At 65.6% G+C, this 14,559-nt stretch carries 12 protein-coding genes; 5 read left to right on the top strand and 7 right to left on the bottom strand.

Going from position 1 to position 14,559, the window contains the following annotated elements; all coding sequences use genetic code 11:
- Positions 1-23: 23 nt before the first annotated feature.
- The 4 genes from eutC to eat form a co-directional block, all read right to left on the bottom strand.
- Complete coding sequence (gene eutC, locus HBH1_RS08495) at positions 24-893, bottom strand: ethanolamine ammonia-lyase subunit EutC (protein WP_102662380.1); 870 nt, start codon at positions 891-893, stop codon at positions 24-26.
- Positions 890-2,296, bottom strand: a complete 1,407-nt coding sequence (locus tag HBH1_RS08490) for an ethanolamine ammonia-lyase subunit EutB (protein ID WP_102662379.1) — start codon at positions 2,294-2,296, stop codon at positions 890-892. Before HBH1_RS08490 ends, eutC begins: the two co-directional genes overlap by 4 nt.
- Before the next feature lie 76 nt (positions 2,297-2,372).
- Positions 2,373-3,695, bottom strand: coding sequence for an HAD family hydrolase (locus tag HBH1_RS08485; RefSeq protein WP_102662378.1), 1,323 nt, complete (start codon positions 3,693-3,695; stop codon positions 2,373-2,375).
- Between the two features lie 50 nt (positions 3,696-3,745).
- A complete protein-coding gene (eat, locus tag HBH1_RS08480; protein ID WP_077238078.1) occupies positions 3,746-5,128 on the bottom strand; it encodes an ethanolamine permease in 1,383 nt (460 codons plus the stop codon).
- A gap of 218 nt (positions 5,129-5,346) precedes the next feature.
- On the opposite strand from eat, the gene HBH1_RS08475 reads away from it, so the two are divergent.
- From HBH1_RS08475 to HBH1_RS08465, 3 genes are all read left to right on the top strand, one after another.
- On the top strand, positions 5,347-6,342 hold the full coding sequence (locus HBH1_RS08475; RefSeq protein ID WP_102662377.1) for a helix-turn-helix domain-containing protein: 996 nt from the start codon (positions 5,347-5,349) through the stop codon (positions 6,340-6,342).
- 67 nt (positions 6,343-6,409) lie between these two features.
- Positions 6,410-7,516, top strand: coding sequence for a hypothetical protein (locus HBH1_RS08470; protein WP_233207566.1), 1,107 nt, complete (start codon positions 6,410-6,412; stop codon positions 7,514-7,516).
- Positions 7,517-7,560: 44 nt separating this feature from the next.
- Entirely contained in the window at positions 7,561-9,450 is a 1,890-nt protein-coding gene (locus HBH1_RS08465) for a peptide transporter (RefSeq protein WP_102662375.1), read from the top strand.
- An 81-nt stretch (positions 9,451-9,531) separates the two neighbouring features.
- Here HBH1_RS08465 and HBH1_RS08460 read toward each other — a convergent pair whose 3' ends face one another.
- The 3 genes from HBH1_RS08460 to HBH1_RS08450 all read right to left on the bottom strand — a co-directional run bounded on the left by HBH1_RS08460 (position 9,532) and on the right by HBH1_RS08450 (position 12,296).
- A complete protein-coding gene (locus HBH1_RS08460) occupies positions 9,532-10,548 on the bottom strand; it encodes an ABC transporter substrate-binding protein (protein ID WP_077238082.1) in 1,017 nt (338 codons plus the stop codon).
- 64 nt (positions 10,549-10,612) lie between these two features.
- Entirely contained in the window at positions 10,613-11,482 is an 870-nt protein-coding gene (locus HBH1_RS08455; RefSeq protein WP_102662374.1) for an ABC transporter permease, read from the bottom strand.
- 22 nt (positions 11,483-11,504) lie between these two features.
- Positions 11,505-12,296, bottom strand: coding sequence for an ABC transporter ATP-binding protein (locus tag HBH1_RS08450; RefSeq protein ID WP_006463863.1), 792 nt, complete (start codon positions 12,294-12,296; stop codon positions 11,505-11,507).
- Positions 12,297-12,477: 181 nt separating this feature from the next.
- Between HBH1_RS08450 and HBH1_RS08445 the strand changes: the two genes are divergently transcribed.
- Together HBH1_RS08445 and HBH1_RS08440 are read left to right on the top strand one after the other, a co-directional pair.
- A complete protein-coding gene (locus HBH1_RS08445) occupies positions 12,478-13,161 on the top strand; it encodes a response regulator transcription factor (RefSeq protein WP_077238083.1) in 684 nt (227 codons plus the stop codon).
- Complete coding sequence (locus HBH1_RS08440; protein ID WP_102662373.1) at positions 13,161-14,558, top strand: sensor histidine kinase; 1,398 nt, start codon at positions 13,161-13,163, stop codon at positions 14,556-14,558. The genes HBH1_RS08445 and HBH1_RS08440 overlap by 1 nt, the downstream gene beginning before the upstream one ends.
- The last annotated feature ends 1 nt before the right edge of the window (position 14,559 follow it).

Here is a 14,559-nt window from a genome sequence, read left to right as displayed (position 1 = left end):
CAGGGGCGAGGTGCGGCGCCGGCTTAATCTCCCCCGAGCAGGAAATTGCGCCGCACATCCAGCTCCGCGCCCTCACCAGCCGTCTCATCCTTCAAGGCCACGCCCGACAGGCTGCGCTGGTGCGCCTGGGCCATCAGGTAGTGCAGCTTGTAGGCCGCTTCCGGATAGGGCAAGCCTTCCGGACGTACGTTGGAAATGCAGTTGCGGCTGGCATCGGTCAGTCCGCGTGCCGGCATCCAGGTCAGGTACAGGCCCATGCTATCGGGTGAGCTCAGGCCCGGGCGCTCGCCGATCAGGATCACCACCAGCTTCACGCCCAGCAATTCCCCGATCTCGTCAGCCACCGCCACCCGGCCCTGTTGCACGATCACCGGCGGCGCCATGGTCCAGCCTTCCGGTGCGATGCGTCGCATCACCTCGCCCAGGAAAGGCGCGGCATTGCGCACGATGGCGCGGGCCGAGAGGCCGTCGGCGATGACGAAGCCGACGTCGTAGCTGCGCGGCGCCTGGCTGCCGAAACGCGCCAGCAACTGCTGGCGCGATGCCTCCGAGAGCTTGCGTCCGAAGTCAGGGCGCTGCAGATAGACCAGGCGGTCCGTTGCTGCGCTCTGGACCTGCAGTACCTCTTCGGCAGCGCAGATACCCTGCGCCTGCAACTGTGCCGTCAAGGCAGCCACATCCAGCGGCAGATGCACGGCATCCCGCGCCTGCGCATGCGCCAGCTGGAAGGCCAGTTGCGGCACGGTCGGCAGGCTGACGCCGCTGCGCCCCAGGGCGATGCGTGCAGCGGTGAAACGGCGTAGCGCTTCCCACGGATTGGCCGTGACCGATTCCGCACCGGGGCTGACGTTTTCTGCACCTGAAGGAGAAATGGGCTGGTCGTCCATGCTCATTGCAGCCGCAGCAAGGTATCGCGAAAGCCCGGCGCCATGTCGGCATGCAGGCGGAAGGCAGCTTCGTCGCTGCCCTGGTTGAAGATCTGCATCCGGTGCAGCCAGGCCTCGAACTCGGGCGCGGGGCGCGAACCCAGCACCCGGCGCGCATACAGCGCATCGTGGAAGGACGTGGTCTGGTAGTTCAGCATGATGTCGTCCGAGCCGGGGATGCCCATCACGAAGGTACAGCCGGCCACGCCCAGCAGGGTCAGTAGCACGTCCATGTCGTTCTGGTCGGCCTCGGCGTGGTTGGTGTAGCAGACGTCGCAGCCCATGGGCAGGCCCAGCAGCTTGGCGCAGAAGTGGTCTTCCAGGCCAGCGCGGATGATCTGCTTGCCGTCGTAGAGATATTCGGGACCGATGAAGCCGACCACGGTGTTCACCAGCAGCGGCTTGAACGCCCGCGCCACCGCATAGGCGCGGGCCTCGCAGGTCTGCTGGTCGATGCCGTGATGGGCATTGGCGGAGAGCGCACTGCCCTGCCCGGTCTCGAAATACATGACGTTGTCGCCCACGGTACCGCGCTTGAGCGACAGAGCGGCTTCGCGCGCCTCGCCCAGCAGGGAGAGATCGATGCCGAAGCTGCGGTTGGCGGCCTCGGTGCCGGCAATCGACTGGAATACCAGGTCCACCGGCGCACCGCGCTCAATGGCGGCAATCGTGTTGGTGACGTGGGTCAATACGCAGGATTGGGTGGGGATGTCATAGCGCGCAATGACGTCGGCCATCATGCCGACCAGCTTGACCACCTGCGGCACGTTGTCGGTGGCGGGGTTGATGCCGATGACGGCGTCGCCGTTACCGTACATCAGGCCATCGAGCATGCTGGCGGCGATGCCGCTGGCGTCGTCGGTCGGGTGATTGGGCTGCAGGCGGGTCGAGAGCCGGCCCGGCAGGCCGATGGTATTGCGAAAGGCCGTCACCACGCGGCACTTCTTGGCCACCAGGATCAGGTCCTGGTTGCGCATGATCTTGCTGACGGCCGCAGCCATCTCCGGGGTGATGCCGGGCGCCACCGCTGCCAGCACGGCGCTGTCGGTGTCGTCGGCCAGCAGCCAGTTGCGCAGGTCGCCCACGGTGAGATGGGCGATGGGTGCGAAGGCGGCGCGGTCGTGGCTGTCGAGGATGAGACGGGTGATCTCGTCCTCTTCATAGGGGATGAGAAGCTCTTCCTGGAAGAGCTTCAGCGGAAGATCGGCCAGCGCCATCTGTGCAATCGCCCGCTCTTCGGCGCTGCCCGCCGCCACCCCGGCCAGCAGGTCGCCCGAGCGCGCCGGGCTGGCCTTGGCCATCAGGTCCTTGAGATCGCGAAACACGTAGCTGGCGCTACCTGCGCTGTGCCGGAAACGGTGTTCGGCCATGATGCTGCTCCTCCTTGTTCGCCTGAGCCGGTGCTGCCGTGGGTGGCGGCACCGGCCCGGTCTGGCACCCTGCCGCTCAGCTGGTGAGCAGTTGCGGTGCGGTCTTGCCGTATTTGATGCTGGTTTCGGCCGGCACCCAGTTGCCGGTCGATTCCTGCCGGCCCTGCAGCAGGAAGCGCGGCTTGTCGGTGCTGATCTGGTCGGCCGCCAGCTTGGACAGCTCGCCGATCTTGCCGTTCTTCATGCGGTTGACGATGAGCCCGAAACGGGTCTCCGGGAAGTCCCGCAGCATATCGTAGTCGCCATCGCTATCGCCTGCCACGAACAGCGGGCCATAGCCCTTCTGCGCCACCAGCACCTGCTTGATGGCGACCGTCTTGCCCGGCCCCCAGGTCAGCGGCCAGTCCTTGAGGTAGGCATTGCGGAAGGCCTGGCCGTTGCGCTCCAGACGCAGGCCGATGACGTTGTCACGCGTGACGTGGTAGCCGTACTTGGGATGGGTCGCGAACACCGCCACCACATCCTCCAGCGAGGCGGTGCAGACGTAGACGTCGATGCCGTTGCGGCGCAGGCTGTCCATCAGGGTGGCGATCTCGGTGCACAGGCGGATGCCGTGGAAGTGCGACACGCTCACCACGCCCGCCTTGCCCGGACGGTCGGCCGGGCTGGTGTACTTGACCTTGGTCAGCGCGGCGCCCAGTGCCGCATCGTTGGAGGCCTCGGCCAGGGCGCTCACCTCGGCCACGCTCATGTTGGCGAAGAAATAGATCACCCACGGATAGCCCACGTTCACACCATGGGTGTCGTTGACCGCTTCGTAGAGGTAATACAGCTTGGCGCGAAAGTCCTGGAACTCGGTGGTGGCCGTCACTTCCTCCAGCGACTTGCTGCCCGCCATGCCCTTGTAGTTGGCATGCAGGAAGGCATAGTCGGCGTCCAGGTCGGCGCAGATGGAGTCGAGGTCGACGATCTGGCCGGCGGCGTTCTTGAAGTCCTTGCTGAACGGACCCGGTGGCACGTTCTGGCGCGTGATGGCGGCGAACTCGGCCGGGCTCAGCTTGAAGGACAGCGTATTGATCTGGTACATCAGCAGCGCTTCCTCGCAGTCATTCATGATGCTGGTGTTGTCCCAGTCAAAGACCGCGTAGGGGCGCTTGCCGGACTGGTAGCCCGGCGCCAGCTTGCCGTGTTCGGCGATCATCTGCGCCACCATGTCGTGATTGCGCATGGCCCACTTGGCGCGGTCCAGCGCCACCTCGGCGCGGCTGGCTGCATGGGCCGGGCTGGCCAGAGTCGCCAGCGTGCCGCCGGCGGCAGCGGCCAGCAGGCCACCCAGGAAACCACGGCGCTGCAGCGCGGGCGGGTGGGAGTCGGTCGTCGGTGTGTGCTTGTTGTTCATGATGGCCTTGAGGAAATAAAAGTTTTATATCGTTTGGAAAATCATGCCGCTCAGGATTTCGCCATCGCCGCCGCACCCTCCGCCCGGTGTCGCGCCGTGGCCAGGAACCAGGCATAGCCCAGGGCCAGCAGGCCGACGAAGATGCCGAAGATCAGCGGGTTGTAATAGATCATGGTGGCCATGCACACCAGCGCGCCGAACAGCGCGAAGGCCGGGAAGTACGGGTACAGCGGTGCCCGGAACGGGCGCTCCAGGCCGGCCTCGTCGCGGCGCAGGCGGAACAGCGAGAGCATCGACAGGATGTACATCAGGATCGCGCCGAACACCGACATGGTGACGATGTTGGCGGTGAGGGTCTGGCCGCCGATCTTGATGAGTTCATCGCTGTAGATGGCGGCAATGCCCACCACGCCGCCGGCCAGGATGGCCCGGTGCGGGGTCTTGAAACGGGGATGGACGCGGGCGAAATAGGCCGGCAGGTAACCCTCCCGGGCCAGGGCGAAGATCTGCCGCGAATAACCCAGGATGATGCCGTGGAAGGACGCCACCAGCCCGAACAGGCCCAGCCACACCAGCATGTGCAGCCAGTTGCTGTTCTCGCCCACGATCAGCTTCATCGCCTGCGGCAACGGGTCGTTGATGTTGGCCAGCTTGGTCCAGTCACCCACGCCACCGGCGAAGAGCATCACGCCGATGGCCAGCACCACCAGCGTCAGGATGCCGGTGATGTAGGCGATGGGGATGGAGCGACGCGGGTCCTTGGCTTCTTCGGCGGCCATGGCCACGCCCTCGATGGCCAGGAAGAACCAGATCGCGAACGGGATCGCCGCAAACATGCCTGGCACCGCCGCCAGGCTGAAGCCATCGCTGCCCGACCAGCCGCCCTTGGTGAAGTTGGCCATCGAGAAGCCCGGCGCCACCACGCCCATGAAGACCAGCAGTTCGAAGATCGCCAGCAGCGTCACGCACAGCTCGAAGGTGGCGGCGATCTGCACCCCCACGATATTGAGCGTCATGAAGACCAGATAGGCGCCCAACGCGGCCAGCTTGGGATCGAGCGCAGGAAACTGCACGTTCAGATAGGCCCCGATGGCCAGCGCAATGGCCGGCGGCGCGAAGACGAACTCGATCAGCGTGGCCGCCCCGGCCAGGTAACCGCCCACCGGCCCGAAGGCGCGCTTGCTGTAGGCAAACGGGCCGCCGGCATGGGGGATGGAGGTGGTCAGTTCGGTAAAGCTGAAGATGAAGGTGGCGTACATGGCCGCGATGAACAGCGCCGTTACCGTAAAGCCCAGCGTGCCGGCGCTGGCCCAGCCGTAGCTCCAGCCGAAATACTCACCGGAGATCACCAGCCCGACCGCAATGGCCCAGAGCTGCAGGGTGGACAGGACGGGCTTGAGCGTATGCCCCTGCCCTGAAGAGCTTGCATTCATCGGATTCTCCTGTTGGCGCGAGAGGTGGGCCGCACTGTGGCGGCCGTCAGGGTGGCAAAAGAGCCATCTTTGCGGGCATGCGGCTTGCTTGATTTTGATCAAGACGCTGCCCTAGCGACGCAATATAGCAACGGCCAAATCGGCGGCGTTATCGAAATTCGGCAAAACTGCGTCGCCTGCGGGCGGCTATCGATGCCACTCATCTATGGAGTCGTCCCATGTCCTCTCTTGCACTGTCCCAGCCTGACACAGTGGCAACGCACAGCCGGCGGGCATTGCGCACCGCCGTTGCGCGTGACGTGGACGAACATGCCCATAACCTCACCGACTGGGAGCAGCGCTACGACCAGTTGGCCTGCGGCAGCTTCGAGGGTGTGCTGCAGGAATGGCAGAGCGAAGGTCTGCAGATCTTTCGCGAGGCCGGCAGCCGTGCCGTGCGCCAGTCCTGCCAGGTATGGCCGGATGCCTACTGGTTCGGCATCGAGGTGCGCACCATGGGCATGCGCATCAATGGCCGCCTGGTGCCACAGGACGTGGTGATGACCCGACCCGGCGCCTGCGAATTCGAACTGGTCACGCCGGATCAACATGACATCTTCGGTGTCGTGGTCCAGCGCGACGCCCTGCAGGCCAGCGCCGGCCGGCTCGGCTGCCAGCCCGACTGGCGCCGGCTGGGTCAGGCCGAAATGCTGAAGGTGGACGCCGGCGGCCTGGACGATTGCCGCCACCAGATCGGCGCCCTGCTCGCGCTGGCCGGCCAGGCCAGCGGCCAGGCAGCCCATGCCGCCCTGCAACTGCGCCAGGAAGCGGTACTGGTCTCGCTGCTGGCACTGCTGGACGAAGGGGATATCGAAGCCGAGGCCGGCGCCAGCCTGCTGCGCCGCCGTCGCATCGTCAACGATGCCCGCGATCTGGCCCTGGCCCATCAGGAAAGCCCGGTCACCGTGCCCATGCTGTGCGAGGCATTGCATGTGAGCCGGCGTACGCTGCAATACTGTTTCGAGGATGTGCTGGGCGTGAGCCCGATGAGCTACCTGCGCCTGCTGCGCCTGAACGGCGTGCGCCGCGCGCTGGCCCAGGGCGATGGCCGACAGCCCATCGGCGACATTGCGGCGGCCTGGGGTTTCAGCAATTTCAGCCAGTTCTCGTGCGACTACAAGAAACTGTTCGGCCAGTCGCCCTCGGCCATGCTGCAGGCCCGTACCTCGCACTGAGCGGGCCGGGCATTTGCCGGCTATAGTGGCAGGCCGACGCACGCACAGGCTCGCCACCTTTGAGACCATGGCCCGACCACCCTCTTCCCTGATGTCCCTCGCCTGCGCCCTGGCGTTGCTGCTGACCTCCCTCCTGGGCCACTGTGCCGCTGCCTCCGCTGCATCCACTGCCAGCGGCGACGCGATGCGCCAGCCTTTGCTGCTGGAAGGCCCCGCTCGCCTGCCCTACACCTTCGGCCTGCATGCCAATGCCGATCTGGGCCGGTTGCCAAGTCACGTGCGGCAGGCCGTGGTGATCCTGCACGGCGTCAAGCGCAACGCCGACGATTACTTCGCCATCGGTCAGCACCTGCTGACGATGGCCGGTCTGGCAGCGTCCGACAACTTGCTGCTGGCCCCCAACTTCATGGCCCACAAGGATCGTGGCGTGCTGCCGGGCATGCCGGTATGGGGCGGCGGCGCCTGGATGCAGGGCAAACCGTCGGCGCGGGGCGTGACGGGGATCACCAGTTTCCAGGTGCTGGACGACCTGCTGCGCTGGCTGGGTGACCCGCGGCGCTTTCCGGACCTGCGCGAGATCGTGCTGATCGGCCATTCGGCCGGAGCGCAGCTGCTGCAGCGCTACGCGGTGTTGAATGCGGTCACGGAAGAGCTGCAACAGGCGGGCATCCATGTGCGCTATGTCATCTCCAGCCCCTCCTCCTACCTCTACCTGAGCCCGGAACGCCCGCTCGGCGACGGCTTTGCCATCCCGACCATGCAGATGCAGGCCTGTCCGCGCTACGACGACTACCGCTACGGGCTGCAGCATGCGCCCGCCTACCTGCCGCCACCGCAGCTGGACGGACGCCAGCTATTTGCCCGCTATGCCGCCCGGGACGTGCGCTACATGGTGGGTGCTCGCGACACCGATCCGCAGCACCGCTACCTCGACCATGCCTGCGGCGCAGCGATGCAAGGCCAGACCCGGGTGGCGCGACAACTGGCCTACGTGGGCAGCGAACACGACCTGTCGCAGCGCTGGCAGATTCCGGTCGATCATCCGCAACGGCAGATCCCCGGCGCCGCCCATGGTGCGGCGCGGCTGTTCGGGGCGCCGGAGGCGGTGCAGTGGATCTTCCCCACACCGTCTGGCGCGGCACGACGTGAAAGCGCTGGCAGTCGTCTGCCATAGACGGCACAATGCCGGCTGCCTCCATTTGATGACGAGATCCCGCCATGACGGCCAGCCCCGACGAAATTTTCTCCCTGGAAAAATTCGAGTACCTGTGCTACTCGCGGCAGCATGAGCCAGCCGCCCGCGAACTGGTGCGCCTGCTGCTGCTGATCGATCGCCAGTACGGGCAACTGGCCGACAAGTTTTCGCTGCAGGTATCGGCCGCCGTCACCGCCACCGAGCTGGAGCAGCACATGCTGACCCGCGTCACCAGCGCCATCTCGGCACTGTTCTCGGACCCCGCCTTTCACATCAGCCCGGACGGTTTCGGCCAGCTGATCAATTTCCAGCGCTGGCTGGCGGCGCTGTTCGGCGCCAGCCATTTCATCAATGCCGACCACATCCTGGCCTCGCTCAAGCTGGGCGGTCCGCAGGCCGAGGTGTTCGAAATCAAGCCGCTGGACCTGGTGAAATTCTGCATCCTCTATTCGCCCGAATCGGAACTGCCGCTGGACGTGGAAATGCTGTGGGCGCAGAACAAGCCGCTGGCGGCCGCCCTGTTCCTGGCCTTGATGTCGCCGCGCTTTCTCGGCACGCCGGCAGCGCACTCCAAGCGCGAGGCCTTGCTGGGCTGGCTGCCGGACCGGCTGCAGCAGCTGGACTCGCTGGACGGGCTGCCGGTGGCGGTGCTGCATGACGTCTACATGCACTGCAGCTATGCCGACCTGCCGCAGCGCCATCGCATCAAGGGCGCCATCAACCAGTTGATCGTCAAGAAGTTGCGCGCCGAGGGTCTGGCCGACCTGGATCACGATGGCGCTGGCCGGGTCGACGGCAAGCCGGTCATGCTGGTGCTGCTGGAATGGTTTTCCGGTGGTCACTCCATCTATCGCACCCACTCCAAGACGCTGGAGGCGGCGCGACGCCACTTCCACGTCGTGGCCATGGGCTACGAGGCCAATACCGACGATCTGGGGCGGGCGGTCTTCGATGAATTCGTCATCCTGGAGCAACCGTCGGACCTGATGGGCTGCATGCGCCAGATCGCCGCGCAGGCCCGCACCCGACAGCCACAGGTGTTCTACATGCCCAGCGTGGGCATGTTCCCGATCACCATGTTTGCCGCCAACCTGCGCGTGGCACCGCTGCAGGTGGCGGCGCTCGGCCACCCGGCCACCACGCATTCGCCGCGCATCGACTACATCAGCGTGGAAGACGACTTCGTCGGCGACCCGGCCTGCTTCAGCGAAAAGCTGCTGCGCCTGCCGGCCGACGGCCAGCCCTATCGGCCCTCGGCCATTCCCTTCGCGGTACCGCGCCTGGAGCGACGCGACCTGCCCCACGTCAACATCGCCATCGCCGCCACCACGATGAAGCTCAATCCGCGCTTCCTGATGGCCTGCCAGAAGATCGTGGAACTGGCGGCCCGTCCGCCCGGTGGCGGCGCCGGCAAGCAGGTGCATCTGCACTTCCTGGTCGGTCAGGCGCAGGGGCTGCTGTATCCGCAACTGCAGCGCCTGGTGCTGCGCTACGTGCCGGGCGCCCAGGTCTACCCGCACCAGCCTTACCAGCAATACCTGTCCATCTTCAACCAGTGCGACATGTTCCTGTCGCCCCTGCCCTTCGGCAATACCAACGGCATCATCGACGCCTTCACGGTCGGCCTGCCGGGGGTCTGCAAGACCGGGCCGGAAGTCTTCGAGCACATCGACGAGGGCCTGTTCCGCCGGGTCGGTCTACCCGACTGGACCATTGCCACCACTCTGGATGACTACATCCTGGCGGCGGTGCGCATGGCGACCGATTACCCGGCGCGCCAGGCGCTGTATGCGCATCTGGCCGATCCCCAGGCCTTGCAACGCCTGTTCGAAGGGCGGCCGGAATCGCTGGGAGATGCACTGGTGGAGCTGGTGGCACAGCGTTGCGACCGGATCAACGCGCAAGAAAAATGACACAGCCGGGGGCAGTGTCTGCCGCCCCCGGCTGTGTCATGGCATGGCAAGACAGCGCCACGCAACTTCCCTGCACTCCCCTCAACTCCCCTTGCGGTCCTTGAAGGCCGGCACGAACATCTCGTTCCACACCGCCGGCTTGGTCTTGATGGTGCCGGCTTTGCTCATGAAGAGCACGTATTGCATGATGTCCACCGGCGTGGTCGAGAACTCGGTACCGGGGTCGGCCAGCATCTGTTCCACTTCTTCCTGCGGCAGCTTGAGCTTGGAGACGCGCAGGAAGGTTTCAGCCGCGCCCTTGCGGTTCTTGACGATATAGGCGTTCGCTTCTTCCTGCGCCGCCATGAAGGCTTGCGTCAGCTTGGGGTTCTTGTCGGTGAAGGACTTCAGGGCGAAGACCACGTCGATGGTGATGTGGCCCAGCACGTCGGTGGAGTTCAGCACGCGGGTGATGCCGGGCGCCTTGGCTTCCTGGTAGGAGAACGGCGGCGAGGTGAAGTGGGCGGTGATCTCGGTCTTGCCGGAGACCAGAGAGGCCATCGCCTCCGGGTGTGACAGGCTCACTGTCAGCGGGTCCAGCTTGGCGTAGTTCTCGGCACCGAAGGTCTTGGCCGCGGCCATCTGCAACAGCACGGCCGACAGCGAGGTCTTGATGCCGGGGATGGCGATCTTGTCCTTGGGCGTGAAGTCCTTGAGCGACTTGACGTTGGGGTTGTTGGTGTTGAGCCAGAGCGGCGAGGTCGACAGTGCGCCCAGGCCCACCACTTCCGAACGCGGGATGCCGTGGGCCTTGGACCACAGGGTCACGAAGCCCGGGGCGCCGGTGCCGGCAATGTCCAGGTTACCGGCCAGCATGGCGTCGTTGATGACATTGCCGCCGTCCAGCAGCACCCACTTGGTCTTCACATCGCCCAGGCCCATGGCCTTGGCATGCTTTTCCAGCAGGCCCTGGTCGCGGATCACCATCAGCGGCAGGTACAGCAGGCCGTAGCCGTGGGAAATGCGCACTTCCGGCGCTTCGGCGCGGGCGGCACCGGCGGCGGTGGACAGTGCCAGAGTGGCGGCGATCATCATGCTGCTAAAGGTACGACGTTTCATGTGTTGTCTCCTGTGGGTTCTCAGTTTATCGGTCTTGTCGTGGTCAGTCGTGTTGCGCTCGGTCTCAGTGCTGCATGCCCCAGCGGCGAATGGTGCGCTTCTCGATCTGGGCGAAGATCAGGTTCTCCACCACCAGGCCGATGATGATCACGAAGAACAGGCCGGAGAACACATTGGCGGTTTCCAGCTGGTTGCGGTTTTCGAAGATGTACCAGCCCAGGCCGCCGGCGCCGGAAGAAACACCGAACACCAGCTCGGCTGCGATCAGCGTGCGCCAGGCAAAGGCCCAGCCCACTTTCAGGCCCGTGAGGATGCTGGGAAAGGCAGCCGGGATCAGGATGGACTTCACCAGCGAGAAGCGGCGCAGGCCATAGTTCTGGCCCACCATGCGCAGGGTGTTGGACACCGCGCGGAAACCGCCATGGGTATTCAGGGCCACCGCCCACAACACCGAGTGCACCAGCACGAAGATGATGCTGCCGGTGCCCAGGCCGAACCAGATCAGCGCCAGCGGCAAGAGCGCGATGGCCGGCAGCGGGTTGAACATGGAGGTCAGGGTTTCCAGCAGGTCGTTGCCGATGCGCGAGCTGATGGCCACCGTGGTCAACAGACCGGCCAGCAGGATGCCCAGGCCGTAGCCCACCAGCAGGGTCTGCATGGATACCGCGGCACGCTCCAGCAGCACGCCGCTGCCGATGCCGGCGAGGAAGGCCTGCACCGTCTCGCTGAAGCTGGGGAACAGCAACGCATTGTCCAGCCAGCGGCCATAGACTTCCCAGATCATCGCCAGCACCAGCAGGATCACGGTCTTGCGCAGCCAGCCCATGCGATACAGCGATTCGAAGGCCGACAGCGGGCGCTGCACCTCGGCGGTGGCATTGGGGTTGGGTTCCACCACGATCTCGGGGCGGACGTAGGGCAGATTGGTTTGCATGATTGTTGTCTCCTGGCGCGGCTCAGTGATGCGCGAACAGCATGTCGTTGATGCGGGTTTCCAGCTCGGCCTGGGCGGCGGTTCCCAGCTGGCTGGGGTCGATGCTATTGAGTTCGGCGCGGACCTGGCCCGGGTGCGGGGTCAGCAGGAGGATGCGGGTACCGACGCGGATGGCTTCCTCGATGGAGTGGGTCACGAAGAGCACCGTGAACTGGGTGTCGTCCCACAGGCGCAGCAGCTCGTCCTGCATCTTGCGGCGGGTCAGCGCGTCCAGCGCGGCGAAGGGTTCGTCCATCAGCAGCACATCGGGCTCCATGGCCATGCCGCGGGCAATCGAGACGCGCTGCTTCATGCCCCCGGAGAGCATGTGCGGATAGCTGTCGATGAACTTGGCCAGGCCCACCTTGCTGATGTAGTACTCGGCGCGCTCGGCGGCGGCGCGGCCCTGCAGGCGACCACTGGCGTGCAACGCGAATTCGACGTTCTGGCGCACCGTCTTCCAGGGCAGCAGCTGGTCGAATTCCTGGAACACCATCATGCGGTCCGGCCCCGGCTCATGCACCTCGCGACCCTTGAGGCGGATCGCGCCGGAGGTCGGTTGCAGGTAGCCGCCGATAGCCTTCAACAGGGTGGACTTGCCGCAACCGGAGGGACCCAGCAGGATGTAGCGATCGCCCGGATGGACGTTGAAGCTCACGCTCTGGGTGGCCGTCACCAGCGAATCGGTGGTCTTGTATTGCAGGGTGACGCGGTCGATCTCCAGCAGCGGACGCGATGGATCGATGGCAGATGCGCCATGGGCATTGTCGCTCATGCAAGTCTCCAAATGATTTATAGGATTTATGTTGGAACGGATGCTAGGCCGCGAAGCTGTAACGAATCTGACTAAAAGCTGACGGCTGTTTTTCCCTATGCGTTCGGGCATACAATGGCGCCCTGCAACACGCCCAAGCAGCGCCCACAGCTGCGGCAACGCCATCACACTGGAGATCCCCATGCGCATCCTGCTGGTCGAAGACACCGCCGACGTGGCCGAGGCCATCGTCTCCCACCTCACCCGCATCGGCCATACCGTGGAATGGGAGAGCCAGGGCCTGGCCGCCAGCCGCCGCCTGGGCGAGGCCTTCGACCTCTTGATCCTGGACGTGATGCTGCCGCAACTGGACGGCTTCGCCCTGCTGGAACAATTGCGCACGCGTGGCCAGCACACCCCGGTGCTGATGCTGACCGCCTGCGGCGAGATCGAGGAACGGGTGCGCGCCCTGGACCTGGGCGCGGATGACTACCTGGTCAAGCCCTTCGATTTCCGCGAACTGGAAGCCCGCATCCGCGTCCTGCTGCGCCGTAGCGGCGGCGAATCCACCAACCTGCTGCACTGCGCCAACCTGTGCATCGACCGCAAGAGCCGCAGCGCCACGCTGGACGGCCAGCCCATCGACCTGACCCGGCGCGAGGTGACCCTGCTGGAAATCATCGCCGCCCGTCCGGGCCGCATCTTCAACAAAGATGAGTTGATGGACCGGCTCTTCACCGTCGATGACACCCCCAACGCCAACACGGTGGAGCAATACGTGGCGCGTCTGCGCAAGAAGCTGGCCGGTGCCGCCTTCGAGATCCGCACCCTGCGCGGCCTGGGCTACCAGCTGGTGCTGCAGGCCCCGGCCGAGGCACTACCCTGATGCAGGGCCGCACTCAGGATGTGGTGGCCGGGCGCTCGCTCTATACCCGGCTGGTGGTGCGGGTGGGCGCGGTGCTGCTGGCCAGCGCCGCGGTGCTGTTGATCGCGATCTGGATTTCCACCCAGCTGGCCGCCAAGGAAGCCTATGACCGCATCCTCGCCGGCAGCGCCCTGCAGATCGCCGAAAACACCTGGTACGACCATGGCGAGGTCAGTGTCGATGTGCCGCTGGCGGCGCTGTCGATGCTGGGTACCGGCGACCACGCCATCTATGCCGTCTTCGATCCGCGTGGCCGGGTGATTGCCGGCGATGCCGAATTCCGCCCCGAGATTCCCTGGACCGAGCTGGAACAGGGCCCGCTGCTGCGCGATGGCCAATACCTGGGCACGCCGGTGCGCATGGCCATCATCGGCCGCCGCATGCCGGTCGACAGCCCGCATCCCTGGGCCGTCATCGTGCTGGCGCAGACCAACAATGCCCGCATGTCCTTCGCCCACAGCCTGGGCAGCAAGGCGCTGGTGGTGATCGTGGTGATGAGTGTGTTCACGCTGGTGGCCGCCATGTTCACGCTGTACCAGGCACTGGCGCCGTTGAAGCGCATCGAGGCGGCCATCCGCGAACGCGACCTGAATGACCTCTCGCCCCTGGCCCTGACAGTGCCGGCAGAAACCCATGCGCTGGTCTCCGCCATCAATGCCTTCATGCAGCGCCTGGCGGTACACCGCGCCACCATGCGCCGCGTGATCGGCGACGCCGCGCACCAGTTGCGCACGCCTGTGACGGCACTGGTGGCGCAGATGGAACTGCTGGCCAGCGAGAGCAACGAAGAAAAACGCCAGCGCCACCTGGGCCTGCTGCGTGAACGCACGCGCAGCCTGGGCGCGCTGGTGAACCAGCTGATCAACCATGCCATGGTGCAGCATCGCAACGACAGCCGCCTGCAGGAGCCCATCGACCTGGCCGCGCTGGTGCGCTCACAGATGACCGAGGTGCTCTCCAACCGGGCGCGCACACCGCACGACCTGGCGCTGGATGTGCCGCCCCTGCCCTGCCTGATCCTGGGTGACGCCATCGCGTTGGGCGAGGCCGTCAAGAACATCCTCGACAATGCCCTGCAATACGGCGCGCCGGGCCTGCTGCATGTGCGGGTGGATAGCGATGGTCAATACCACCAGTTGCGCTTCATCGACGACGGGCCGGGCATTCCGGCCGGCGATTGGGAGCGCCTGCGCAAGCCCTTTGCGCCGCGTGCGGGGGATCGCATGGGTGCCAGCCTGGGCCTGTCCATCGTCGAGGAAGTGATGCGCGCGCACGGCGGCGAGATGCAGTTCGCCTATCTGCCGGACGGCCATTTTGCGGTCCTGCTGCAGTTCCCCGCCTGGCAAGCGCCGGCCTAGG

Source organism: Herbaspirillum sp. BH-1 (assembly GCF_002870055.1).
Taxonomy (GTDB): Bacteria; Pseudomonadota; Gammaproteobacteria; order Burkholderiales; family Burkholderiaceae_D; genus Herbaspirillum; species Herbaspirillum frisingense.
Note: the sequence above shows the minus strand (reverse complement) of the source record. Positions and strands in the feature narration are given on the sequence as shown.

Bases quoted from the DNA above. Each gene is read 5' to 3' on its own strand.
- eutC (WP_102662380.1), bottom strand. From the start codon at position 893: ATGAGCATGGACGACCAGCCCATTTCTCCTTCAGGTGCAGAAAACGTC.
- HBH1_RS08455 (WP_102662374.1), bottom strand. From the start codon at position 11,482: ATGCAAACCAATCTGCCCTACGTCCGCCCCGAGATCGTGGTGGAACCC.
- HBH1_RS08470 (WP_233207566.1), top strand. From the start codon at position 6,410: ATGGCCCGACCACCCTCTTCCCTGATGTCCCTCGCCTGCGCCCTGGCG.
- HBH1_RS08460 (WP_077238082.1), bottom strand. From the start codon at position 10,548: ATGAAACGTCGTACCTTTAGCAGCATGATGATCGCCGCCACTCTGGCA.
- HBH1_RS08475 (WP_102662377.1), top strand. From the start codon at position 5,347: ATGTCCTCTCTTGCACTGTCCCAGCCTGACACAGTGGCAACGCACAGC.
- HBH1_RS08445 (WP_077238083.1), top strand. From the start codon at position 12,478: ATGCGCATCCTGCTGGTCGAAGACACCGCCGACGTGGCCGAGGCCATC.
- eat (WP_077238078.1), bottom strand. From the start codon at position 5,128: ATGAATGCAAGCTCTTCAGGGCAGGGGCATACGCTCAAGCCCGTCCTG.
- HBH1_RS08485 (WP_102662378.1), bottom strand. From the start codon at position 3,695: ATGAACAACAAGCACACACCGACGACCGACTCCCACCCGCCCGCGCTG.
- HBH1_RS08490 (WP_102662379.1), bottom strand. From the start codon at position 2,296: ATGGCCGAACACCGTTTCCGGCACAGCGCAGGTAGCGCCAGCTACGTG.
- HBH1_RS08465 (WP_102662375.1), top strand. From the start codon at position 7,561: ATGACGGCCAGCCCCGACGAAATTTTCTCCCTGGAAAAATTCGAGTAC.
- HBH1_RS08450 (WP_006463863.1), bottom strand. From the start codon at position 12,296: ATGAGCGACAATGCCCATGGCGCATCTGCCATCGATCCATCGCGTCCG.
- HBH1_RS08440 (WP_102662373.1), top strand. From the start codon at position 13,161: ATGCAGGGCCGCACTCAGGATGTGGTGGCCGGGCGCTCGCTCTATACC.